The sequence below is a fragment of the Streptomyces sp. NPDC007875 genome, assembly GCF_042868035.1.
Taxonomy (GTDB): Bacteria; Actinomycetota; Actinomycetes; order Streptomycetales; family Streptomycetaceae; genus Streptomyces; species Streptomyces antimycoticus.
Genome location: NZ_JBIADZ010000049.1, coordinates 15069 through 35711, shown reverse-complemented (window position 1 = coordinate 35711; position 20643 = coordinate 15069). Strand labels below are relative to the sequence as shown.

The window sequence follows — 20643 nt, the reverse complement described above, 5'->3', positions numbered from 1 at the left end:
TACGGCATCCTGGCCAGTCCCGGGAACTGCGCATGGTCACGTACGCGGCCCAGCACGCGGCGCCGGGACGGCAAACATGCCCGCCACGCTGCCACTCCAGCGGGACTCGCCCTCCTGTCCGCTTCCGCCGTCCACTGACCCGATTGAGGTTGATCCCCGGGAGTAGACACCGGGTTTCATGCGGCGAGTGACAGCGTAGTTGCTGTGATCAGTCGCTGTTCGAATTCGATCGGTGCGAGGTAGCCGAGGGCGGAGTGCCGTTGACGCCGGTTGTAGTAGGCGAGCCAGCGGAACAGCTCCAGGCGCGTCTGCGCCTTCGACGTCCAGCGCCGTCCGTGGAGCAACTCCCGCTTGAGGCCCTGGAAGAACGACTCGGCCAGGGCATCGTCGTAGCTCGATCCGACGCGCCCCATGCTGCGGCGGATGCCGTGCCGGCGGCAGGCATCAGCGAACGCCCGGCTGACGTATTGCGCACCCCTGTGTGCGCTTCTTGCATCGCAGGTGTCGGCCGGCGATGCGGTTGATCCGCATGAGCCGAGCCACGCGCTTGCGGTTGATCTTCCGCCCGCGCGAGCGGAGTTCGGCATGCACGCGCGGGGCGCCGTAGGCACCGCGGTGTTCGGCGTGGATGGCGCGGATCTCAGCGACTGCCCGGTCCTCGGGCGCCTGGCGCTCCGCGCGGGCCGGTGCCGTGGCGTGGTGTTGGTAGTAGCCGGAGCGGGACACCCCCAGGACCCGTCACAGCCGCTGGACGGCGAAGTCAGCGCAGTTTTCGGAGATGAAGTCCCAGCGGCGGGTCTTCACTTCACCTCCCGAGCGAAATAGACGGCTGCCCGACGCAAGATTGTCGGATCCCAGCTGATGTTTGACGTTGTGGTCCCGGGTGATCCTTGACGGTGGGCCTAGACAACGTAGGGAGCCCCGTGGGGCTTGTTCGCTTTCACGTTACGGACCGGGACGTCGGTCGTGCGCCGGATCACCCGGACCTGGCCGTCCAGCTCGACGCTGATCGTCGTGTCGGACACGTGGACGGTCACGGTCTGCCCTGCGTAGGGACGGCCGAGGGAGACGACCTGCCGACAGACCATGACCGTGCCCACCGCGCTGACCCGCCGCTGGACCCGCACGGGCTCGACGCCGGGCCGTGGCGGCGGTCCGGCCGGACGCAGGCCCCGCAGCCTGCGGACTTCCTCACTGGTCAGCGGGTTGGGCCGCACCCGCAGCAGTTCCCGCGAGGACGGATCGAAGAACGACAGTGTCTCGCCGTCGATCCGGATACCCACCTGGCGGCCGCCGAGGATCTCCGCCGCCAGCACCTGGTGCCCGCCCAGACCGACCAGGCCACTGTTGTTCACCACCCGGTCCACCTCGAACGCCGCCCCGTCGCCGCCCGGCAGCGGGGCCAGCCTCGCAGCACGTCCGCCCCGGACGGCCAGCCGTCCCAGATCGGCCACCGACAGGTGCGAGCGGCAGTTCTGACGCAGTTCGGCGTCCCGCTCAGGGTGCGGGAGGTGCCCGACCCCGAGGCCGGCGGCGGTGAGGTGGTGGTCGAGGTCCTTGCCACCTGCGTGGCGCCCTACGCGGCCGAGGTCTTCGGCGGCAAGCGGAACTACCCCCTCGTCCCTCCCGTCGTGCCCGGTATCGGCGGCGTGGGGCGGATCGTCCACGTCGGCCCGGACGCCACCCGGCTGCGCGTCGGGGACCTGGTGTGGTGCGGCTCGACGGTGCGCTCGCGGGACGACGCCCTGACGCCCGACATCACGCTTCAGGGCTGGAGCTCGCGCGGTGAGGGCGGCGCGCGGCTCGCCCGGTACCTGCACGGCGGGTCGTTCGCCGAACGTATGCGGGTCCCGACGGAGAACGTCTTCCCGCTGCCCGCCGTGGCAGGGGACGACCCGGCCCGCTGGGCCGCACTCAGCGTGCACGCCATCCCCTACGGCGGGCTGCTGGCAGGCGGGCTCGCAGCCGGCGAGACGCTGCTCGTCAGCGGGGCCACCGGCAACCTCGGCAGCAGCGCGGTCGCGGTCGCGCTCGCGATGGGAGCGGGCCGCGTGGTCGCCCCGGGCCGCAACCAGGCCGCGCGCGGCGGCCATGACCGTGCGCGAGTACGGCCGCGCGACCGGCGCGCAAAGATCATTCAGCTCACCCCCGGGGGATGTGACCTGCGCAACCGCGTCATGGAGCACACCACCGAGCACTCACCGTTCGACCGCCTTGACCGCGAGAGCCGACTGCGCCTGCACGCACTGCTGCGCGAAGTCGTCGACGGACGACACCGGCCGGCGAGGCCGCCCAGTGACGGAGCACCCGGACAAGGAACGGCAATGGACAACAAGACCACGGTCATCACCGGCGGCGGTTCGGGCCTGGGCCTGGAGACGGCACGCCACCTGGTCAAACTCGGCCAGAGCGTCGTGCTCGTCGGCCGGGACGAGGTACGCACTCGTGCCGCGGCCGACAGCCTGGCGGCTCTGGCCCCCGCCGGCAGCAACGCCACGCCGCCCAGGACCTACACGGCCGACCTGGAGCAGTGGTCGCAGGTCCGCTTCCTGGCCACGAAGCTGACGGCCGACGGTGTCCCTGTGGATGTCCTCATCAACAATGCGGGCGCGGCCTTCCCCAAGTACCAGCAGACCGCGGACGGTGTCGAGCGCACCTACGCCATCAACCACCACGCCCCGTTCCTCCTTACGCACGCCCTGCTGGCCGAAAGGGCGCTCACCGACGAAGCGCGGATCATCAATATGTCCCCGTTCGTGGAGAAGCGAGGCAAGCTCGACGCCAACAACCCGGATGTGGGCGGGACTTCGTGGGGCAACCGCTTCTACAACCAGCCGAACGTCTACGCCACCAGCAAGCTGGTCAGCCTGCTGGCTGCCCGCGAGCTGGCCCGCCGCCTGCCGGACGGGATGTACATGTACAGCGCCAACCCGGGGATGGTGAAGGGCACCGCGATCAACAGCAATGCCGGTGGCCTGATGTGGCTGACCGCGCCGTTGTTCAAACCGTTCGCCATCCCGATCGAGGAGGGCGTGAAGACCCCGGTATGGCTCTCCAGTGCTCTGCCGACGCCGCAGCCCAGCGGCGGCTGCTTCACCAAGTCCAAGGCGGACATGCCCTCGCGCCTGGCCCAGGACGATGCGCTCGCCCGCTGCGTCTACGACAAGACGGCAGCCCTCCTCGGGATTGAGCCCCTCAAGAGGTAGGCGGGCCGGGCCTGTTGAACTCCGCCGCCCCGCCGCATTCCGCGCTCACCGGCCTGGAATTTCTCTGGTACATACCCAACACCGTCGAACCGGGCCATCGCGGCGACGACCCGAGACGGTGCACGACATCCGTGCACAGGCGGACGGCCCGCCTGGGGAGACGAGTGCGCAGATCTACCTGTCCGGCACCACGGCCATCAACATCGGCTTCTGGCAGGTTCTCAACGATGCGCTGCTGCCCTACTTGGCGTTTGTGGTCGGCTTGGTCCTCCTTCGGCTGATGCTGGTGTTCCGCTCGATACTGGTGCCGATCAAGGCGGTGCCCGGCTTCCTGCTGTCGGTGTTCGCGGCGCTCGGCGCGGTAGTGCCGGTGTTCCAACTCGGGTGGGCCTGCGGCCTGTTCTCCGGCTGCATCGGAGCCGACGACATCATGGTCATGCGCCTTGGGCGCTTCCGCGCCCCATGCCGGGTCAAGTCTGCGGACCAGGTGGCCTTTGCTGAGGGGGTTGTCTTTGTAGAGGGGGTGGCCGGCTTGCTGGGTTTCGGGGAGGCGGGGGTCGAAGCGCCAGTCGTCGTTGCGTGGCACGTCGATGAGGTTCGCGCCGTTGATCGTGACGGCTGTTGCCGCGGCCGGCCGCCGGTCCGGGGGGAAGACGACGCTGGAGTTGGTGTATGGGAGGTTCGCGCTGGGGGTCAGGCAGGTGAGGTGTGCTGTTGGTGCTGGCGTGGGCTTCGGTTCCGGGCCGTACTACTACGGCCGGCTGTTACGGGTGCTCGTGCTGCGACTACGACCCGCTTTGGGGGCTGGTGGGGACTGGAGCGGGTGCTCCAGTCCCCTCTCGCCCCGGGCCCGCCGTGACGTCGCGGCAGTGGTCAAAGAGGTGAACGTGCGCGTCCTCAACGCGGCCTATGGTGGCCAACCCGGTACTCCTGGCTGGTGGGAGCAGCGGATCTGGCCGTGTCGCCGTGCGTTCGGTGTCTTCAGCGCGCGGGGGAGGTGGCCGTGGGGTGCTCGAGGTCGATGTCGTGGCGGGGGCCGCGTTCGCGACGTGCTCGGATAAGGATTTCGGTGAGTCCGCTGGCTCTTTTCCGGATTGGCGGATTTCTGGTGCAGTTTTGGCGCGGATGGGTGATCATCGGCTTACTTGAAGTTCGATCACGGAGGCGTTCATTCATGAGACCGATGCGTGCCGCTCTGCTTGTCGTGGCCACCGCCCTGACACCAGCTCTCCTGTTCACCGTCCCGGCGTTTGCCGGCGGTTCGGCGGCCGGGGCCACCGCTACTACGGTGGCGGTCGTGTCCGGCACGCCGGTGGACGAGATGTCGGAGGATGAACTGCGTGCCGCGATCGCCGTCATCCTGGCGGACGAGGACAGCGGCCGGGGGGTCGTCCGGGAGGCTAATGAGGCCCTCAACGGCACCGTGGAGGACATGCGGGCCTTCTTGAAGACCGGCTATCGGCTGGCTCAGGCCGAGGACGACCGGGTCGCCATCGCCCGTATCCTGCACGTGGCAACACAGAACCATGACAAGCGGGTCATGGAGGAGGCCAACAAGCTCCTCGACAGCGATTCTCCCGAGGAGATGCGCGCCTGGCTGGAAACTGGCTATCGGCTGGCGCAGGCCGAGGACGATGCCGTCTATATAGTGCGCATGCTCGCGAACCCGGGCATCAGTGATGCCCTTCGCGCCGCTGTCAACGCAGCCCTGGACGACGGTTCCCCGGAGGCCCTGCGGTACTTCCGTGAGGTGGGGCAGTACGAGGTGGACGGTTAGGCCGAGCGGGGGTGCTGCCGCCTGAGGCGTCCTGCGGTACTCCGGTGATTGGCTCGGTGGGGTCTGTCGGCGTACTGGGTCACTGCGGTGACCGGCGCGGCCGTGGGCCCGGCGAGGTAGCCCTGGACCTGCGGGGCGGCCGCGGCGACGGCCTGCCGCAGGCCGGGGGTCTCCATGACCGTGTTGTGCACGGCCTGGCCGTGGGCGGTGAGCCGGCGCAGGTCGGCACTGATGGCGTGGGGGTCGCGGAAGTGCTCCCGCAGGTCGAGTGCGATGGTGGCGTGCTGCAGCACGTTGGCCCACTCATCCTCGTCCTCGTCGTGCAGGCGGCCGGTGGGCACTATGGTGACGTCGGCTGGTGTGTGGGTGAGGGTTGGGTCGGGGCGGGAGTCTTATCCGGTGCGGTGTTCGTGTGCCTTCCCTTTGGTGTTGCGTACGGTGTTCTGGTAGGAGGGGCAGTCCTTGCGCGGGCCGTGAGCGCGGATGCGGAGGAGGCTGTCGACCATGCTTTCGAGTAACTCGCGGTGTTCTGGCTGGCTGTGCTGGTCCAGTTGATGCCCGAGGCGTAGGTGTGGAGGGTGGTTGGGAGGTCCCTGTCTGCAGGCTGTGTTCATGTAGTCGGTTCTGCTTGTCTCGGTGTCCGTTCCGGCGCCCGGCCCGCGTCCGTGTCTGCCCAGTCGGGAACGGCTTCGGTGGGGGTTCTGGTGGTTCTGGAGGAGCCTGCGTTGAGGCTGGGGCACGGTCCGGCCTGTTCCGGCGAATGATCACGGCTGCGGTGGCGGCGTCTGCCTCATCGGGTCTTATTCCATGATGTGGTTCGGGCTCAACGGGGTGGCTGGCGCGATCGTGGGCGGTGGCGGTCGGCGTACTTTCACCGTGACTGTGTCCCGGACCACCGGCGCGGTGGTCGGCGCGGAGGGGTGGTCATGGTGCGGTGCCGCAGGCTGCGGTTGCTCCGGGACGCTGGGGTGGCGCGGGTTTTTGGGTGTGGTGGTCGTCTGGAGGTCGGGGTGGGGGTGTCGCTAGCCCCCTTCGGGGTGCTGGGGCTGGCCCCCGGTGTGGCCCGGGTGTTGACGCCATGGCGCCGCATGGTCCCCGGTCCGTACGTTTAGGCAGGTCAGAGCGTTACTGGCCGATTCGCTGACCGGAGTCCTTCATGTCCCAGACCACCGCGTCGCCGTTCACCGCTCCCGTCGGTGCCACCGGGCAGCAGGGGAGTGAGTTCACTCCCCTGCTGCGGAAGGTCAGGGGACAGGGGCTGCTGGAGCGCCGCAAGGGCTGGTACGCGCGGATGATCACCGTGAACTTCCTCGCCCTGGCCGCTGTGGTGACGGGGTTCGTCCTCGCCCAGGACACGTGGTGGGCGCTGCTGCTCGCCGTGCCGCTGGCCATCTGGTCCGCCCGCACCGCCTACGTCGGCCACGATGCCGGGCACGCCCAGATCGCGGTCGGCCGCCGGGCGAACCGCGCCATCGGACTCCTCCACGGCAATCTGCTTCTGGGCATGAGCTACGCGTGGTGGAACGACAAGCACAACCGGCACCACGCCAACCCCAACCACATCGGGAAGGACCCGGACGTCGGCGCCGGCGCACTCGTGTGGACTGCGGAGCAGGCCGCTGTGCGCCGCGGTTTCGCCCGCTGGGTCACCCGCCACCAGGCCTGGCTGTTCTTCCCGATGCTGCTGCTGGAAGGCATCGCCCTGAAGGTGAGCAGTGTCCGGGACCTGTGGCGGCAGCCGGTGCGCGAGCGGGCTGTGGAGGGCGTGCTGCTGGCGCTGCACGCGGCAGGTTACGGTGCCCTGCTGCTGACCTGTCTGCCGGTGGGCAAGGCCGTCGCGTTCGCTGCTCTCCATCAGGCGCTCTTCGGGCTCCACCTGGGAATGGCCTTCGCGCCCAACCACAAGGGCATGGACATGCCCGACCCGGCGGGCGAGCGCTGGGGTCATCTGCGCCGCCAGGTGCTGACCTCGCGGAACGTCCGGGGCGGGCCGGTCACCGACTGGCTCCTGGGCGGGCTGAACTACCAGATCGAGCACCACCTCTTCCCGAACATGCCCAGGCCCCACCTCAGGCTCGTACAGCCTCTGGTCCGGGAACACTGCCGCGACCTCAAGCTCCCGTACGCCGAGACCGGGCTGCTCGACTCCTACCGGCAGGGGCTGCGGCACATGCACACGGTCGGCGGTGCGGCCCGGCCCGAATGAGAGCGCCGTCGGCTGCGGGGTCACGGGGCCGGTCCGGGCGCGTGGCGGTCGGTGTGGGGTGAACGGGGCGGCCACCACGCGCCGTCCTCGTTCGTCCGGATGTGGCCGGCGAGCTGGGCGATGACCTGTTGTAGCTGGAGACCCGCTCGGGCTGCGATGGCACGCAGGCGGCGGCTGGTGTCCGGGGACAGCCGTACCTGCGCCCGCAGTTCGTCTTTCACCTCCAGACGCTCACGCACCCACACGGCGTGCCGGTCCACAGCGCTCTGCCGCCTTGCTTCACGCTCCTGCGCCCAGGCCACGCCCTGAGCGTCCTGCTCGGCGTCGTACGCCTGCTGTCCAGTTCCCTCCAGGCAGCAATGCGGTGATCCGGTGTGAGGCGTGCCCGGCAGGATTCCTGCGCAGCGTGCGGTGGCGGGTCTGCGTGACCAGTCTGGTCGGCAGAACGCAGAAGGTGCGGATCGTCGGAGGGGTGGGGCGGGAATGGCGGACAGCCGGCAATGCGGATAGGGGTGGCGGTATCGTGTCTACTGGAAGCGTCGGCGGGTCACTCTCAACTGGGTGGAACAGTCACTGCCGATGTTTCTGTCTGCCTGTCACATCCCGAGAGCGGTATGGTTTCGCGCTACTGGATCGCGATCGACGAAGCCGAAGCGGTCTCGGAGTCCATGATTCCGGGGTTTGCTTCGTCCGGACTTCATGGGGCCATCTGGGCGGCGGCTGCGCACTGACTGCCCGCCAGTACCGGGTCGGGGTGCGGGAGGCCTCGGAGGCGCTGACCGTGCACTGGAAGGGACGTCTGGGCCGCGATGACGTGAGCGGCACCTTGTTCTGGCAGCAGACCCTCTCCGCGGGTGAGCCCGAGATCGGCAAGCCCAGGTTTGCCTGGCCCGGCTCGGCGGAAGGCGAGACGGTCAAGTGCATGCGCGGAGGTCTGGCACCGCTGGCTGGCGCGCTCGATAGCTCCGCGACCGGACTGAACCTCACGGTCTGGAACGTCGCGACGCACACCCGCGATGAGCTGACCGAACAGGAGGGCATGGAACGGTTGGCCGTCTACAGCTACTTCGCCCGTCTGTTCGATCGGTGCGAGATCCGGCGCGCGGAGGAACCCGGAGGCGCGTGAGCCGCTCTCGCCGGTCGCCGCTTCCTGTGCATCGGCTGTGGGCCTCCCGGTCCTGGCTCCTAGGCTCTCAGCATGACGATGACTCCGGCCGAGGTCGAGGCGCAGAAGGACACGCTGGAGCTCCTCAGCAACGAGGTGGCCCTCGTGCCTGACACGCCAGTCGGAGTCGCTGGCGAAGATCGACACCAAGGCGGTGTTCCTGATCGGGTGGTTCGGGGCCACGGCCGCGCAGTTCCTGGCGACGCACAAGCACCACGACGTCCTCCTCTGCTGCGCTAGCGGCGCCTGGAGCACGACGGCGGACACCGCCACTCCCGATCCGGCCTCCGGCCCAGGCGACGCCACCACCGCGGCGATGTCGCCGGCGAACCCGGTGGATGACGGCCAGGCGGTGGGGTTGCGCGGGGCCCGCGGACACCACCTGCCGGACATCACCCTTGCTGCGCTGCGCTACGTCCGCGCCAGCGGCCCCACGTCCCCCGGCTCGGTCGACAAGCGCGGCGCCGAACTTCTCTACCGCGTCCGCGATCTCAAGAAGTGGGCCCGCAACCGGCCCCGTGCCGCGTCAGGAATCACCGGCCTCGGCTGACCTTCCCGGTTGGGCCGACGCACGCGAACCGATCCTGTCCGGTCCGGCCGACACGATCCCCCCAGTTCTGGAGAACACCCGGCGCGCCCGACTGCTTTCGGCGGAAAGGGGCCCCTGGGCAACCTCCAGCTAACGGGGGCTTCCCCGGGCCACTTGGTCGGCGCTGGGCTGGACACCGGGAGCCGAACAGCCCGGCCGCGGTGAAGGAGGAAATGAGTGCGCAGCTTCGAGACGGGACCGGCGGTGGTGCGGCGCGACGTGGACCGCTCCGGCAGGGTGTGGAGCGGGCACGCACTGCGCGTCGTCTCCGGCACGAGCGAGGCCCTGGTGGCCGCCTGCCCGCCAGGCGCCGAGACCCGATGCCCGCCCTGTGTGGCAGGGCCCGCGCCGACGGTGACCGCGCGGTGCGCACGGAGGCGTTCGACGCGATGGGCACCGGCACGTGGGAGCTCGCGGCCGCGGTACTGAGCACCAGGCCGTGGACGCCGCCCGCGATCAGGCCCTTGAGAGGCCGGGACGTGTTCCGCTGCGGGCGCAGGGTGGGCGGTGACAGTCCGGTGCGGTTGCGTGAGCCGCGCCAGGCCGGCCATCTGCGGGATTCACTACGGCGATACAGGTCTGTGCAAGTCGGTCCGCGGTTGCTGTGGTGCCGTCGCCATTGATGACGGCATCACAGCCGGGAGCTGTCCATAGGTGCGGCGGTATCCCTGTCCGGCCTTCTTCCGGCCCTGTTGCAGGAGGCCTGTATGGCGTCTGCGCTCAGGGTCAGGGTCCTGCGCAACCGCGGCTCAGTTGGCGTTGGGCTTGACTGTGAGGAGGTCGGTGAGGCCTACGCGGGTGAGGAATTCGCCGCGGATGCGGTCGGCGACGTTGGAGACTTCCTCGGAGCCGTCGTTGGCGGGGTCGATGTGGACGCGGTAGGGGCGCTGGCCGGGGGGCATGGCCACGATGCGGGCGATTTCGTCGGAGACCATCGAGGCGTCGGCGTCGGCGGGGGCGAGGCCGGCGAGCTTCTTGGCGACCTGTTCGACCAGGCCGGGGTACTTGGTTTCGTAGGCGGCCTCGATGTCCGTGTCCTCGGGCTTGCCGGAGTGGGCGAAGTGGTTGGTGCCGCTGGTGAACGATCCGGGCACGACGATGGAGGTTTCCACGCCCCAGCGGGCCAGTTCGGCGGCGTAGCTGACGGCGAGGGAGTCCATGCCGGCCTTTGCGGCGAAGTAGGGGCCCAGGTATGGCGGGGTGCCGCCCTTGACGCTGGTGCTGGATACCCAGATGACCAGTCCGCGGCCGGCGGCGCGGAGGTGGGGGAGGGCGGCGCGGTTGACGCGCTGGGTGGAGAGTACGTTCACGTTGTAGAGCTCGGCCAGCTGCTCGGGTGTGAAGGCCTCGGCGGGGCCGGTGACCATGTGGCCGGCGTTGTGGATCAGGACGTCGATGCGGCCGTGCTCGGCGATGACGTGGGCGACGGCGGTGTCGACGGATTGCTGGGAGTTGACGTCGAGCTCGATGGAGCGCAGGTCGACGCCGTGCTCACGGCTGTAGTCGGCGGCGGCCTGGACCTGGGCCGCGTTGCGGGTTGTGGTCTGGCGCATGCCGGCGTAGACGGTGTTGCCGCGGTCGGCCAGGGAGCGGGCGGTGAGGGCGCCGAAGCCGCTGGATGCGCCGGTGATCAGGACTATGTTACTCATGGAAAGCTCCTTGAGGCGGTCGTGTGCAGGTATGAGCGGACGGGGGAGCGGTGGTCTTTGGACCGGCCGTTGGGCGCGGACACGCTCAGGCGATGCCGCCGTTGGCGAACAGGACCTGACCGTTGAGCCAGCGGGCGGGACCGGCGAGGAACGCGACGGTCTCGGCGATGTCGTCGGGGGTGCCCAGGCGTTCCAGCGGGGCGGCCTTGGCCAGGTTGTCGATCGCGGCCTGGTCCTTGCCGTCCAGGAACAGTGGGGTGGCGGTCGGGCCGGGGGCGACCGCGTTGACGGTGATGTCCCTGCCGCGCAGTTCCCGGGCGAGGATCATGGTCATGCCCTCGACCGCGGCCTTGCTGGCCACGTAGGCGCCGTAGGTGGGGAACTGGAGGCGGGTGACGGAGGTGGTGAGGTTGATCAGCGCGCCACCGCTGCGGAGTCGGCGGGCGGCCTGCTGGGAGACGACGAAGGCGCCGCGGATGTTGGTGCGGTGCATCCGGTCCAGGTCGTCGAGGTCGAGGGTGGCGATGGGGGAGAGCAGCATGATGCCGGCGGTGTTGATGACGACGTCGATGCCGCCGAACTCGCTCTCGGCGGCGTCGAAGGCGGCGGTCATCTGGGTCTCGTCGGCGATGTCACCGCCGACGAGCATGGTCTTGGAGCCCAAGGTGGCGACGGCGTTGGCGGTTTCCTGGGCCCGGGTCTTGTTGCCGGCGTAGTGGACGGCGACCGTGTAGCCCTCGCGGGCGAGGCGTTCGCAGACGGCGCGGCCGATGCCGCCGGAGCCGCCGGTGACCAGTGCGACGCGGTTCGTGGTGTCAGTCATGACAGACGTCCTTCGAATGGGTGAGGAAAGGGGTGGCTGGGCTGGCTGTCCTGGGCCAGCCGGGCGTTCGGGGTCAGCGCTCGCTGTCGAGCGTGCTCATCAGTGGGGCGGCGTAGCGTTCGCCGGCTGCGGCTCCGGCGGGGACCGCTGTCTCGATCTCGGCCAGGGTCTCGGCGTCGAGCTTGACGTCGGCGGCTCCGAGGGACTCGGCCAGGCGCTCGCGCCGACGGGCGCCGACCAGGGGAACGATGTCGCTGCCTCGAGCCGCGACCCATGCGATGGCCACCTGGCTGGTGGTCGCCCCCAGACGTCCGGCGACTCGGCCGAGGGCCTCGGCCAGGCGCAGGTTGGCTTCGAGGTTCTCGCCCTGGAACCGGGGGCTGTGGGCACGGAAGTCATTGCCGCTCAGTGCCCGTGAGGGGGACCAGTGGCCGCTGAGCAGGCCGCGGGAGAGGACGCCGTAGGCGGTCAGCCCGATGCCGAGCTCGCGCAGCGTCGGGATGATCGTCTTCTCCGGTCCGCGGGACAGCAGGGAGTACTCGATCTGCACGTCGCTGATGGGAGTGACGGCCGCGGCGCGGCGGATGGTGTCCGGGCCGACCTCCGAGAGCCCGATATGTCGGATGTAGCCGGCCTGCCGCATCTCGGCGAGGGCACCGACCGTCTCCTCCACCGGGATCTGCGGATTGAGGCGGGCCGGGCGGTAGATGTCGATGTAGTCGGTGCCCAGACGGCGCAGGGAGTAGGCCAGGCGGTCCTTGACGGCTTCGGGGGAGACGTCGTAGGGGACGGGCTGGAAGCCGCCGTCGGGAGTGCGGCGGGAGCCGAATTTCACACTGAGGACGACGCTCTCGCGGCTGCGCGACTTCAGCGCCCGGCCGATGAGCATCTCATTGTCGCCAGAGCCGTAGAAGTCGGCGGTGTCGATGAGGTTCATGCCCGCTTCGAAGGCCGCGTGCAGTGTGGCGATGCTCTCGGTCTGGTCGGAGGGGCCGTACAGGTCGGACATTCCCATGGTGCCGAGGCCGATGGCGGAGACTCGGGGGCCGTGGCCGCCCAGGGTTCGGGTTGCGAGGGTCATTGGTCTTCCTTTGGCGCGGACAGGTGTTCGGGGGTGGTCGGCGGTCAGGCGCGCTGGAGCAGCGTGGTGACGCCCATGCGGCGGGCCAGACGCAGCCGCAGTTCCTCGGCGGCGCCGTTGACGATCTCGGCGCCGTAGTCGGAGCCGTCCGCGACGGCGCGCCGGGGCCGCCGGCCCTCGGGGAGATCGACGATGCGGACGATTTCATCGGCCACGATCTGAGGATCGGCGGAGACGCCGTCCACCATGAGGCGCTCGGTGTCCTCGCCCATGGAAGCGAGGTACGGGGCGATCTTGTCGTAGGCGGTGGTGCGCTCGGTGTCGGCCGGGAAAGCGGCGTTGGTGAAGTGGGCGGTGCCCTGGGTGAAGACTCCGGGCATCAAGATGGTGGTCTCGATGCCGTAGACGGCCACGTCCCAGGCGGTGGAGTCGGCGAAGGCGTCGAAGGCGGCCTTTGCGGCGGTGTAGGGGCCGAGGAATGGTGGGATCGCCCGGGTGGTGCCCGAGCCGACCCACAGCAGCAGACCGGATGCCTGACGGCGCATCACCGGCAGGACGGCCCGGTTGACGCGCAGCGCACCGACGGCGTTCACATCGAAGGCCCGCAGTACTTCCTCGGGGCTGAACGCCTCGGTGACGCCGACGAGGAGGTGTGCCGCGTTGTGCACCACCACGTCCAGGCCGCCGGCCTCTTCCCTGATCTCGGTGACGGCGCTCTGTGCGGATTCTTCGGACAGGACGTCCAGCTCGACGACGCTCAGGGATCCGGCGGCGGTCTTGGCGGCGTCTCGCAGGGCCTGGGCCTTGGCCGCGTTACGGCCTTCGGGGTCGCGCATCGAGGCGAAGACGGTGTGGCCGGCCTCGGCCAGGGAGACGGCCGCCAGGGCCGCGATCCCGGTTCCGGAGCCGGTCAGCAGCACGCGGCTGGGCCGGGTTGTGGTCATGGCACGCCTCCAGGAGTGGATGGGGTTCTGTGGGGATGTGCATCACTGAGCTGAATCACATCGATGCTCACCAGTTCGATACATCGACGCTAACACATCAGTGCTCACTGTCAACTGTTATCGTTGATGCATGACAGAGGCTGAAGCGATCCCCCAGCCGCGCGAGCGGATCCTGCAAGCGGCCGCCGACCTGCTCACCCAAGGGGGTAGGGAAGCGGTGTCCACGCGCGCTGTGAGCGCCGCGGCCGGGGTGCAGGCGCAGACGATCTACCGCCACTTCGGCGATATGCGAGGACTCCTCGACGCCGTCGCGAGGCGCGGTTATGCCGACTACCTCGCGGCCAAGCAGGCTCATATCGGTGCGGGCGACCCGGTGGAACAGGTGCGGGACGGCTGGGATCTCCACATCGCCTTCGCCCTCGCCAATCCTGCCGTCTACCGGCTCCTGTACGCCGACCCCCGGCCCGATGCGGAGTCCCCTCTGACCGGGGAGGCACACAAGGTTCTGCTGGGACTGGTGGAGGGCATCGCGAAGGCCGGCCGGCTGCGCACGAGTGTCGAGTCCGCGGCAGCCATGGTCCACTCATCCGGTGTCGGTGTGGCGCTCACACTCATCGCCGCACAGGCGGGGGGGCAACTGTCCCAGTACGAGGGCTTGGCCGACAGCGTCCGCGATGCCGTGCTCGGCTCCGTCCTGGTGCAACCGCAGAGGAGCCAAGCCGGCGACCTGGCGGGCAAGGCGGCTGTCCACGCCATCGCGCTCAAAGCCCTGCTCGGCGACGGCGTGCGGCACCTCACCCCCGGTGAACGCATTCTGCTGGGCGAATGGCTGGACCGGATCGCCGACGATGGCACCGCAGCTGAGACGGCGGACTGAGCACGTACCCATTGCTGGGGGAATGCCGCAGCCGCCCTCGGAGGTCCTCGCAAAATCATGGGCTCATCCTTAACCTCGATCTTTCGTGACGGTCCGCCGACGGAGTCGGCGGACCGTTTTCGTGCCGTGGGCGAAGGCTGTGCAGGCCGAGGGCACGAGTGTCGCCTCGTGGTGGGCGCCGGGTGTGACGGAGCAGTGATCTTCATAGGGCTTGGTTGCTTTGGTCTGGTGTCCCGTCTTTGAGGTGGGACTCGGGATGGTCGGAGCCGCTGCGTCCGGGTGTGATGGGCGTGGCTTGGCGGGATGTTCGGTTTGGTTGTTCGGGTGGTTGGCCTGGGGTCCTGTAGTTGTGTAGGAATGATCTTGGTTTTCCTGTAGGTGTAGTGGTGCGTCCAATGGCAACTGCGCCATCTGGGCTACAGTCCCGCATGGGCATCGCAGACACATCCATCGCGGCCGCTTCAGCCGCGTTCAGCGGACTCGCTGCATTCGGCGCTTGGAAGGCTTCACGTCAGGCGAACGACACCGCGGCATCCGTCGCTCAGATCGAACGGGACCGCTGGCACAACGCGCTGACTCCACAGCTTCGGCTGAAACTTGAGCAGTCAGATGGGCTGCTCTACGTCCGCTTCGATGGTCCGGCCCAGCTGGGCCGACTGAGCATACGACTCACCATTCGCGACGACTTCGACCGCACTCGAGTACCCGGACTCGCTGGCGGTCCGACGCCGGACGAGATCGCACAGGCCGTCTGGGGCCCCTACCGATTCCGGCCCGGAGTCGACGGCGCCGACCAACTCGGTCGGACCGTCATGCCGTTCCCGCTGGAAGCAGGTGACCGCACTCGGCTCGCCCTTGACCCTTCCGTAAAGCCGGTCTGGTACGAAGGCACTGATGGTGAGGAACGCTGGCGGCGGCAGTACCAGAACGCGACGATCAGGCTGTGGGCCGACTGCGAAGCCGAAGGGCACAAGCCTTGGCGGCTCAGCTTCGGTGTCACTCAGGATGGCCGGTGGGCGCAGGCCGGCCGCACCGTCGGCAGCTGAGGCCGTACGACGCGAGTCAACCCGCTGCAGCCTGGGCGGTCATGATGCTGGTCAGTGGCGCGTGTGGGTGAGGAAGACGCGGAGTGGGTCGTTCGCGTTGGGGGTCAGGCGGGTGAGGCCGAGCCGGTGGGCGATGAGAGTGAGGGCGTCGTTGGTGATGCGATGTGGCCGGTTCGGGAGGGTGGCGAGTGCGCGGGCGAGGGCAACGGTTTCCGGATAGATCACCAGGTCGCAGGTCAGGAGTGCGGGGGAGGCGCTGCCTGTACTGGTCAGGTGGGGGTTGGCATCGCATAGCTGGTTGAGGCGGAGGTGCCAGCGGTGGGTGAGGTGTTGCTGGTGCTCATACCAGCGTGTGGTGATGGCGCGTGCTGTGGTCCAGGCGGTGGCGGCTCGGGGGTGGCGTAGCAGGCGCTGGTGGGCGTGGTGCGCGGCGGCGAGTTCGGGCACGCCTTGGGTGCGGACGGTGGAGGTGAGTCGTGGGTCGGGAGCGGCTTGCTGGTGGCGCGGGCACATCAGCCGGTGCGGTGGCCGATGGACCCAGGCGGTGCCGGTGGCGTTGTGGCTGCGGTGGCGGGTGCACAGGGTGCAGGCGCGGACGGGCTGTTGCCCGACCTCGAGCCGCTTCCAGTGCCCGACGGCCTCGGTGCTGTGGGCGGCGTCATTGGCGGCGAGGCGGGGCAGGGCGCGCGTCAGGTGGGGGAGCGGGGTGCCGGCCAGGGCGGCGAGGTGCCGGGCCGCGTTGTGATTGAGGTGGAATTCGGCTGCCGGCAGGGTGCCGTGGCCGTGGAGGGTGATGCCGGCGCCGTCGAGGAGCTGGGGCAGCGACAGCCGGTAGGCGTCAGCGAGGCGTTGGACGTATGAGGCGGTCGCTTCGCCGGTCAGTGGCCGTACGCGGAACACGCCCGGTGCTGCTGACGGGGTCCGCAGCCATGCCTCTGCGGTGAGGACGCCGCGCTGCGCGGGGGCGATTGCGACCGCGGTACGGGCCGCGACGTCTGTCCGGCTCACGGGGTGCTGGTATTCCGGCTCCGGGGCCGGGTGCCGGGTTGGTAGTGCTGTTCAGCGAGGTGATCGAGGCGGATTGCGTCGAGGGTGGTTTTGGTGATGCGTTCGGTGCCGTCGACCAGGGCGGTGATGGCGGCTTGGCGGATGAGGCGGGCGAGGCTGCCGATGCGGCCGGCGGTGCGTTCGTGCAGGTACGGGGCCAGCTTGGGGAGGGTTCCGAGCCGGTGGTGGCGCAGGTCGAGCGCGGCCTCCATCGCCTTGACGAGGTCGCGGAAGGGCTCTTGGTCGCCGAGGCGGGCGGGGAAAGCGATGCAGTCGATGAGGGAGGCGCGTCCGGCGAGCTGGGCGCCGCGTACTCCGGTGAACAGGGGTGTGGTGGTGACGTCGATGCCGGCGTAGACGAAGGTGGCGCCGATGCGTTCGGTGAGGTCTTTGAGAAGGTCCGCCGTCTGGGCGCCGGTGGTGGTGCGGGGGTTGAGCCGGTGGACCTCGTCGATCATCACCAACTGGACTCCGGCAGACGTGTAGGTGTGGCAGACAGCGTTGGTGATCTGGGCCTGGGACATGCCGGCGGCGACGGGGATGCCGAGGTAACGGGCGAACCCGGTGGCCAGGGTCTTGGCGCTGGCGGCGGGCGGGACCAGGACGTAGGCGACGGGCACCTGCCCGGCTGTGGCTGTGGGGCCGTGGCGTCGGGTGTGGGCGAGGTGGCAGGCGCGTCCGACCTGGAGCAGGGCGGTGGTTTTCCCGGCGCCGGCGGGGCCGGTGACGATGAGGGACGGCCGTGCGGTGACCGTCTGTGGCGGCCGAGGATCATCAGGGTGCGCACGTTCTTGGCAAGCGCGTCGATGGCCGGGGTGCGCACGGTGACGAACCGCGAGTGGTAGGCCAGGCGTTCCTCGAGGCTGCGGCGCGGCGCCCCGGGTAGGGGAGGAGCCGCCACGGGTGTGGTGGCGAAGGCCAGGAAGCCGTCCCACGTGGTCACCGACTGAGGCTGCGGATCAGGGGCGTCGCCATCGGCGCTTGCCGCGGCACCGGGAGACCGGTCCGCTGTCGACGGGGCCCCGCCGGCCGGTGCATCGCTCGTGCCCGGAGAGGCGTTCACCACTGCTCGGCTTCCGCTTCGGCGTCCCACAGCCCGTATCCGCCTGCCTCGGTCGGCCGCATGCCCGCACCCTCCGGCTCGCTCGTGTCGGTCTCGGCCGCCGCCTCGATGCCGATGAGGTCGTCCAGGCTCTCGCTCCAGTCCGGGGCTGGGGCCGGTGCGGTCTCCGTGTCGAGGGGGCGCCGCTGGCCTGGCAGATCGGGCAGCTGTGCTGCCGTACTTGCGGAGCGGGGGGTTTTCCGGCGGCGGGTGTTGTGCTCGGTCCCGGCGGGGCTGCGGGTGTGGCGCAGGAGCTGGTCGAGGGCGTCGGCGAGGTCGGCTTCGTGCGTCTCGCGGTCTCCGCGTTGTTCGACCTCGGTCTGCATGTGGCGCCAGAGGGCGTCGTTGAAAGGCTGGTGGACGTGGTCGCGGTGGATCCAGCCGATCTCGTGGAGCTTTCCGTCGGTGAGGCGGACCCAGATCTGGCGGGCGTCGTGGGGGTTGTGGTGGACCTCCCACTTGCCGTCTTTGCTGGCGACACCAGAGCGCTGGCCGCGGTGGGGGTCGAGGACTTCGTGGTTGTAGGTGCGGTAGTCGAGGCGGATGCCGCGTTCGGTGATGGGCTGCCAGCGCACCGGCAGCAGTTCCAGGTAGTCGGCCCCGGTAAGCGGCACGGGTACGTAGCCGCTGATGGTGATCAGCGCGGCCCACATCTGGTTCGGCGTGAGGGCGGATTTGGGCAGGACGGGGTGGCGCAGACCGTCGTGGGGCCGGTTCTGCCAGCCACAGGTGATCCATTCGTCGAGGAAGTCCTGCAGTTGCGGGATCGTCCACCGCGCCTCGGCGGCTACGTCCTTGCCGCGGCGGTGGGGGTTGGATCCGGTGTGGCCGGCGACGTGCTGGCAGAACAGGTCGTTGATCGCGCGGAAGGTGCGCTCCACCACGGCCTTGGCCTGCGGACGGCGGGGCGGCGCGGGCTGCACGCTCACCCCGAGCGTCTCGCAGGCGGCGACGAAGCCCTGCGAGAGGTAGATCTTGCCGCGGTCGACGACACGATCGTCTCCGGCACGACCACCGGGCGGGCGGCCGCACCCTCCAGCCGCTCGTCCAGCGACAGCATCCGCTCAAAGGGCACCTCGGCCCGCGACAGATGCAGCGTCTTGGGCCAGGCGGGACGGGCGGGATGGGGGACGGCCATTTCCGCCAGCAGCAGGGCTGCGTCGACGGCTTTGGTGCTGTGCGGGCGCAGGACGGCGGCCCAGGCATCGAAAGAACTGGGCGGCGGAGTGGCGCAGGTGCAGAAGACGGTCAGCAAGGCCCAGCAGCTCATCTCCCGCGAGTTCCTCACCCGCATCTACGACGACGACGGCACCCCGACCGGCGTCGAACTGTCCACCACCCGGCCCCGGCAGGTGGTGGTGATCGGGAGCCTGCGCGAGTTCACCCATAACGGCGCCGTGAACCCGGAGAAGATCAACTCCTTCGAGCTGTACCGGACATCGATCCAGGACGTCGAGGTCATCACGTTCGACGAGCTCTACCAGCGGGCGTGCTTCATCGTCGAAGATCGCTAAGACTCCCATCCACCGGTCTGGGTGGCCTATGGGCGTGTCCAGTAGACGGCTGCTGCTACCCGCGCATGCCGAGTGCGTCGAGTTCCGCGCGCCGCTCGGGCTGAGCTTGTCGGCGCGGTGCCAGCAATTGTCGACGAACAGCCCCAGTTCTACGGTGGTCTGCGACCCGTCCGGCTCGGTGAGCTGGACGACAGCCTTATAGGTGGCGCTGTCCCGTCACCGACCGGCGTGTGCTCCGCTGGTGGCCCCGGCCTCGGGACCGGGACCACCAGGTCGGGGGAGAGGGGATCAGCGGGTGCGCCGGGTCAGCGCTGCTGGATCCACCAGATGATCCACCCGGTCCCGCTCGCGCCCACGGCGCCGGCGGAGCCGCGGACGATGCCGTGGCCCGCCGTACGGGCGAGGGCGCGCAGGCGACGGCGGAGGCCGCCGTTCAGCAGCTGCCGCAGCCGGGTCCGGATCGCGGACCAGATGTGGCGCAGCTTGCCGTTGCCCTGGTGATGCCGGGTCGACGCCGGCTGGACAGTGCCCTTAGGCTCGTTGGACATGCTGATGGTGCCTCCTTGGGGAGTGACTGTCGGTTTCTTCACTGGGCGGCTCCCTGCTGGAACAGGGGGCCGTCGCCCGTTTGCGGGGCGGCGGCCTGCGCCGCGCCCGACCCGGGTGTGCCGGGCCGGGAGTCGTGGGGCCGGGGGCCGTAGCGCCCCGGCGGTGCTCATCGCGGAATCGCGGCCCCCGAGAGCGCAGGGATACGGGAGCCGATCCGCAGCGCGGTGCGGGTGACGCCCTCAGGAGTCCAGGCGGCCTCTGCCGCCTCGCGCTCCGTCTTGTTGACGTTCAGGTCGAATGGCGCGGCGAGAGCCCAGCGGACGTGCGTGCTCTGCCCGAGGACGGAGAAGCCGTCCAACTGCTGCTCGGAGAGGAACTCGTACAGCAGGCGCTTCTTCTTCAGCTCCTCGATGCCGCGCCCGACCGTTGACGGGGAGACCCCGTACCAGAGTGCGTACTCCCTGGCCTTGTGCAGGGCGAAGGACGGGCTGCGCTGGCTCATGAGGATGAGCAGCATCGTCTTCGCCGGCATCGAGAGCGACCGGTAGTAGTGCTGCTCCCAGTACGCGAACGGCACCTTGAAGTAGGTACTCTTGCGGGAGCCCTCCTTGTCGCCCGACGGCAGCGTGTACGGGTCGCCGGAGCCGTCCTCGAGCAACTTGGTGATTTTCGTCATCCGGCCGTACGGCTCGGTGCTGATCAGCTTCAGTTCCTTGAGCTTGTGCAGGTGCCGGGAGACCGCAGCGCTCGCCGTGCCGTTGGTGGCGAAGGAGATCCCCGCGGCGCGGCCCCAGGTCTCGGACCGGTGAGTGACGCCCCAGTCGGCGCGCGCGGTGACGCAGTGGATCAGGAGGAAAAGATCCAGCCGCTCGTTACTGCGCAGCATCTTGGAGAACGGGCCGGGCCGCGTGACCAGGCGGAGGCCGGGATCGGCATCCTGGACGAAGGCACGCCGGATGAGGACGGCACGGCCGGTGCGCTTGGACTGCTCCAGCAGCATCCGTATCGTGTCGTCCTGGCTCACGGCCATGTCCCTCTTGAGCACGGTCAGTTCGGTGTTCACGGAGT

21 protein-coding genes and 4 pseudogenes are annotated in these 20643 nt (G+C 69.4%); 10 read left to right on the top strand and 15 right to left on the bottom strand.

Annotation, left to right across the window (positions count from 1 at the left end):
• Positions 1 to 176: 176 nt before the first annotated feature.
• Positions 177 to 840 (bottom strand): annotated as a pseudogene (locus tag ACFYOY_RS46500) (IS3 family transposase); the annotation flags it as partial.
• Between the two features lie 62 nt (positions 841 to 902).
• The gene (locus ACFYOY_RS46495) at positions 903 to 1454 is read right to left on the bottom strand and encodes a hypothetical protein (RefSeq protein WP_351903629.1); all 552 of its coding nucleotides are present in this window, start codon (positions 1452 to 1454) and stop codon (positions 903 to 905) included.
• 6 nt (positions 1455 to 1460) lie between these two features.
• On the opposite strand from ACFYOY_RS46495, the pseudogene ACFYOY_RS46490 reads away from it, so the two are divergent.
• The 3 genes and pseudogenes from ACFYOY_RS46490 to ACFYOY_RS46480 form a co-directional block, all read left to right on the top strand.
• Positions 1461 to 2081: pseudogene (locus ACFYOY_RS46490) on the top strand (alcohol dehydrogenase catalytic domain-containing protein); the annotation flags it as partial.
• 96 nt (positions 2082 to 2177) lie between these two features.
• The gene (locus tag ACFYOY_RS46485; RefSeq protein WP_388594036.1) at positions 2178 to 3206 is read left to right on the top strand and encodes an SDR family NAD(P)-dependent oxidoreductase; all 1029 of its coding nucleotides are present in this window, start codon (positions 2178 to 2180) and stop codon (positions 3204 to 3206) included.
• Positions 3139 to 3528, top strand: a pseudogene (locus tag ACFYOY_RS46480) (hypothetical protein); the annotation flags it as partial. The gene ACFYOY_RS46485 and the pseudogene ACFYOY_RS46480, both read left to right, overlap by 68 nt.
• A 177-nt stretch (positions 3529 to 3705) precedes the next feature.
• On the opposite strand, the pseudogene ACFYOY_RS46475 reads toward ACFYOY_RS46480, so the two are convergent.
• A pseudogene (locus ACFYOY_RS46475) lies at positions 3706 to 3903 on the bottom strand (DNA/RNA non-specific endonuclease); the annotation flags it as partial.
• 477 nt (positions 3904 to 4380) lie between these two features.
• Here ACFYOY_RS46475 and ACFYOY_RS46470 point away from each other — a divergent pair.
• Positions 4381 to 4983 (top strand): ALF repeat-containing protein, encoded by a 603-nt coding sequence (locus ACFYOY_RS46470; protein WP_351906522.1) that lies wholly within the window; start codon positions 4381 to 4383, stop codon positions 4981 to 4983.
• Here ACFYOY_RS46470 and ACFYOY_RS46465 read toward each other — a convergent pair.
• The gene (locus ACFYOY_RS46465; RefSeq protein WP_351906519.1) at positions 4980 to 5324 is read right to left on the bottom strand and encodes a hypothetical protein; all 345 of its coding nucleotides are present in this window, start codon (positions 5322 to 5324) and stop codon (positions 4980 to 4982) included. The two genes, ACFYOY_RS46470 and ACFYOY_RS46465, sit on opposite strands and share 4 nt — an antisense overlap.
• 815 nt (positions 5325 to 6139) lie before the next feature.
• Here ACFYOY_RS46465 and ACFYOY_RS46460 point away from each other — a divergent pair.
• Entirely contained in the window at positions 6140 to 7189 is a 1050-nt protein-coding gene (locus ACFYOY_RS46460) for a fatty acid desaturase family protein (RefSeq protein ID WP_388594021.1), read from the top strand.
• A gap of 20 nt (positions 7190 to 7209) precedes the next feature.
• Here the strand turns inward: ACFYOY_RS46460 and ACFYOY_RS46455 are convergent, their stop codons facing one another.
• The gene (locus tag ACFYOY_RS46455; RefSeq protein WP_351906021.1) at positions 7210 to 7428 is read right to left on the bottom strand and encodes a hypothetical protein; all 219 of its coding nucleotides are present in this window, start codon (positions 7426 to 7428) and stop codon (positions 7210 to 7212) included.
• Between the two features lie 515 nt (positions 7429 to 7943).
• On the opposite strand from ACFYOY_RS46455, the gene ACFYOY_RS46450 reads away from it, so the two are divergent.
• Positions 7944 to 8315 (top strand): TIGR02391 family protein, encoded by a 372-nt coding sequence (locus ACFYOY_RS46450; RefSeq protein WP_388594018.1) that lies wholly within the window; start codon positions 7944 to 7946, stop codon positions 8313 to 8315.
• A gap of 193 nt (positions 8316 to 8508) precedes the next feature.
• Positions 8509 to 8904 (top strand): hypothetical protein, encoded by a 396-nt coding sequence (locus tag ACFYOY_RS46445; protein ID WP_351906027.1) that lies wholly within the window; start codon positions 8509 to 8511, stop codon positions 8902 to 8904.
• 788 nt (positions 8905 to 9692) lie between these two features.
• Here ACFYOY_RS46445 and ACFYOY_RS46440 read toward each other — a convergent pair.
• The 4 genes from ACFYOY_RS46440 to ACFYOY_RS46425 all read right to left on the bottom strand — a co-directional run bounded on the left by ACFYOY_RS46440 (position 9693) and on the right by ACFYOY_RS46425 (position 13440).
• The gene (locus ACFYOY_RS46440) at positions 9693 to 10592 is read right to left on the bottom strand and encodes an SDR family oxidoreductase (RefSeq protein ID WP_351906030.1); all 900 of its coding nucleotides are present in this window, start codon (positions 10590 to 10592) and stop codon (positions 9693 to 9695) included.
• A gap of 85 nt (positions 10593 to 10677) precedes the next feature.
• Positions 10678 to 11415, bottom strand: coding sequence for an SDR family oxidoreductase (locus tag ACFYOY_RS46435; RefSeq protein WP_351906033.1), 738 nt, complete (start codon positions 11413 to 11415; stop codon positions 10678 to 10680).
• A gap of 73 nt (positions 11416 to 11488) precedes the next feature.
• A complete protein-coding gene (locus ACFYOY_RS46430) occupies positions 11489 to 12496 on the bottom strand; it encodes an aldo/keto reductase (RefSeq protein WP_388594013.1) in 1008 nt (335 codons plus the stop codon).
• Positions 12497 to 12540: 44 nt separating this feature from the next.
• On the bottom strand, positions 12541 to 13440 hold the full coding sequence (locus tag ACFYOY_RS46425) for an SDR family NAD(P)-dependent oxidoreductase (protein ID WP_388594010.1): 900 nt from the start codon (positions 13438 to 13440) through the stop codon (positions 12541 to 12543).
• A gap of 130 nt (positions 13441 to 13570) precedes the next feature.
• Between ACFYOY_RS46425 and ACFYOY_RS46420 the strand changes: the two genes are divergently transcribed.
• Positions 13571 to 14317, top strand: a complete 747-nt coding sequence (locus ACFYOY_RS46420) for a TetR/AcrR family transcriptional regulator (protein WP_351906041.1) — start codon at positions 13571 to 13573, stop codon at positions 14315 to 14317.
• Positions 14318 to 14745: 428 nt separating this feature from the next.
• Complete coding sequence (locus tag ACFYOY_RS46415; protein WP_388594008.1) at positions 14746 to 15363, top strand: hypothetical protein; 618 nt, start codon at positions 14746 to 14748, stop codon at positions 15361 to 15363.
• A gap of 51 nt (positions 15364 to 15414) precedes the next feature.
• On the opposite strand, the gene ACFYOY_RS46410 is transcribed toward ACFYOY_RS46415, so the two are convergent.
• From ACFYOY_RS46410 to ACFYOY_RS46395, 4 genes are all read right to left on the bottom strand, one after another.
• A complete protein-coding gene (locus tag ACFYOY_RS46410; protein ID WP_351906047.1) occupies positions 15415 to 16371 on the bottom strand; it encodes a TniQ family protein in 957 nt (318 codons plus the stop codon).
• Positions 16368 to 17345, bottom strand: coding sequence for a TniB family NTP-binding protein (locus ACFYOY_RS46405; protein WP_388594006.1), 978 nt, complete (start codon positions 17343 to 17345; stop codon positions 16368 to 16370). The genes ACFYOY_RS46410 and ACFYOY_RS46405 overlap by 4 nt, the downstream gene beginning before the upstream one ends.
• A 124-nt stretch (positions 17346 to 17469) precedes the next feature.
• Positions 17470 to 18441: a Mu transposase C-terminal domain-containing protein gene (locus ACFYOY_RS46400; RefSeq protein WP_388594002.1), complete on the bottom strand. Its 972-nt coding sequence runs from the start codon at positions 18439 to 18441 to the stop codon at positions 17470 to 17472.
• Positions 18438 to 18767: a hypothetical protein gene (locus ACFYOY_RS46395; RefSeq protein WP_388593999.1), complete on the bottom strand. Its 330-nt coding sequence runs from the start codon at positions 18765 to 18767 to the stop codon at positions 18438 to 18440. The genes ACFYOY_RS46400 and ACFYOY_RS46395 overlap by 4 nt, the downstream gene beginning before the upstream one ends.
• Here ACFYOY_RS46395 and ACFYOY_RS46390 point away from each other — a divergent pair.
• A complete protein-coding gene (locus tag ACFYOY_RS46390) occupies positions 18748 to 19026 on the top strand; it encodes a Shedu anti-phage system protein SduA domain-containing protein (protein WP_351906049.1) in 279 nt (92 codons plus the stop codon). The two genes, ACFYOY_RS46395 and ACFYOY_RS46390, sit on opposite strands and share 20 nt — an antisense overlap.
• Before the next feature lie 305 nt (positions 19027 to 19331).
• Here the strand turns inward: ACFYOY_RS46390 and ACFYOY_RS46385 are convergent, their stop codons facing one another.
• Together ACFYOY_RS46385 and ACFYOY_RS46380 are read right to left on the bottom strand one after the other, a co-directional pair.
• Positions 19332 to 19574, bottom strand: a complete 243-nt coding sequence (locus ACFYOY_RS46385; protein WP_351906052.1) for a hypothetical protein — start codon at positions 19572 to 19574, stop codon at positions 19332 to 19334.
• A 167-nt stretch (positions 19575 to 19741) separates the two neighbouring features.
• Positions 19742 to 20638: a hypothetical protein gene (locus ACFYOY_RS46380; RefSeq protein WP_388593995.1), complete on the bottom strand. Its 897-nt coding sequence runs from the start codon at positions 20636 to 20638 to the stop codon at positions 19742 to 19744.
• Positions 20639 to 20643 lie beyond the last annotated feature (5 nt).

Bases quoted from the DNA above. Each gene is read 5' to 3' on its own strand.
- ACFYOY_RS46460 (WP_388594021.1), top strand. From the start codon at position 6,140: ATGTCCCAGACCACCGCGTCGCCGTTCACCGCTCCCGTCGGTGCCACC.
- ACFYOY_RS46485 (WP_388594036.1), top strand. From the start codon at position 2,178: ATGGAGCACACCACCGAGCACTCACCGTTCGACCGCCTTGACCGCGAG.
- ACFYOY_RS46420 (WP_351906041.1), top strand. From the start codon at position 13,571: ATGACAGAGGCTGAAGCGATCCCCCAGCCGCGCGAGCGGATCCTGCAA.
- ACFYOY_RS46425 (WP_388594010.1), bottom strand. From the start codon at position 13,440: ATGACCACAACCCGGCCCAGCCGCGTGCTGCTGACCGGCTCCGGAACC.
- ACFYOY_RS46470 (WP_351906522.1), top strand. From the start codon at position 4,381: ATGAGACCGATGCGTGCCGCTCTGCTTGTCGTGGCCACCGCCCTGACA.
- ACFYOY_RS46440 (WP_351906030.1), bottom strand. From the start codon at position 10,592: ATGAGTAACATAGTCCTGATCACCGGCGCATCCAGCGGCTTCGGCGCC.
- ACFYOY_RS46415 (WP_388594008.1), top strand. From the start codon at position 14,746: ATGGGCATCGCAGACACATCCATCGCGGCCGCTTCAGCCGCGTTCAGC.
- ACFYOY_RS46435 (WP_351906033.1), bottom strand. From the start codon at position 11,415: ATGACTGACACCACGAACCGCGTCGCACTGGTCACCGGCGGCTCCGGC.
- ACFYOY_RS46430 (WP_388594013.1), bottom strand. From the start codon at position 12,496: ATGACCCTCGCAACCCGAACCCTGGGCGGCCACGGCCCCCGAGTCTCC.
- ACFYOY_RS46385 (WP_351906052.1), bottom strand. From the start codon at position 19,574: ATGTCCAACGAGCCTAAGGGCACTGTCCAGCCGGCGTCGACCCGGCAT.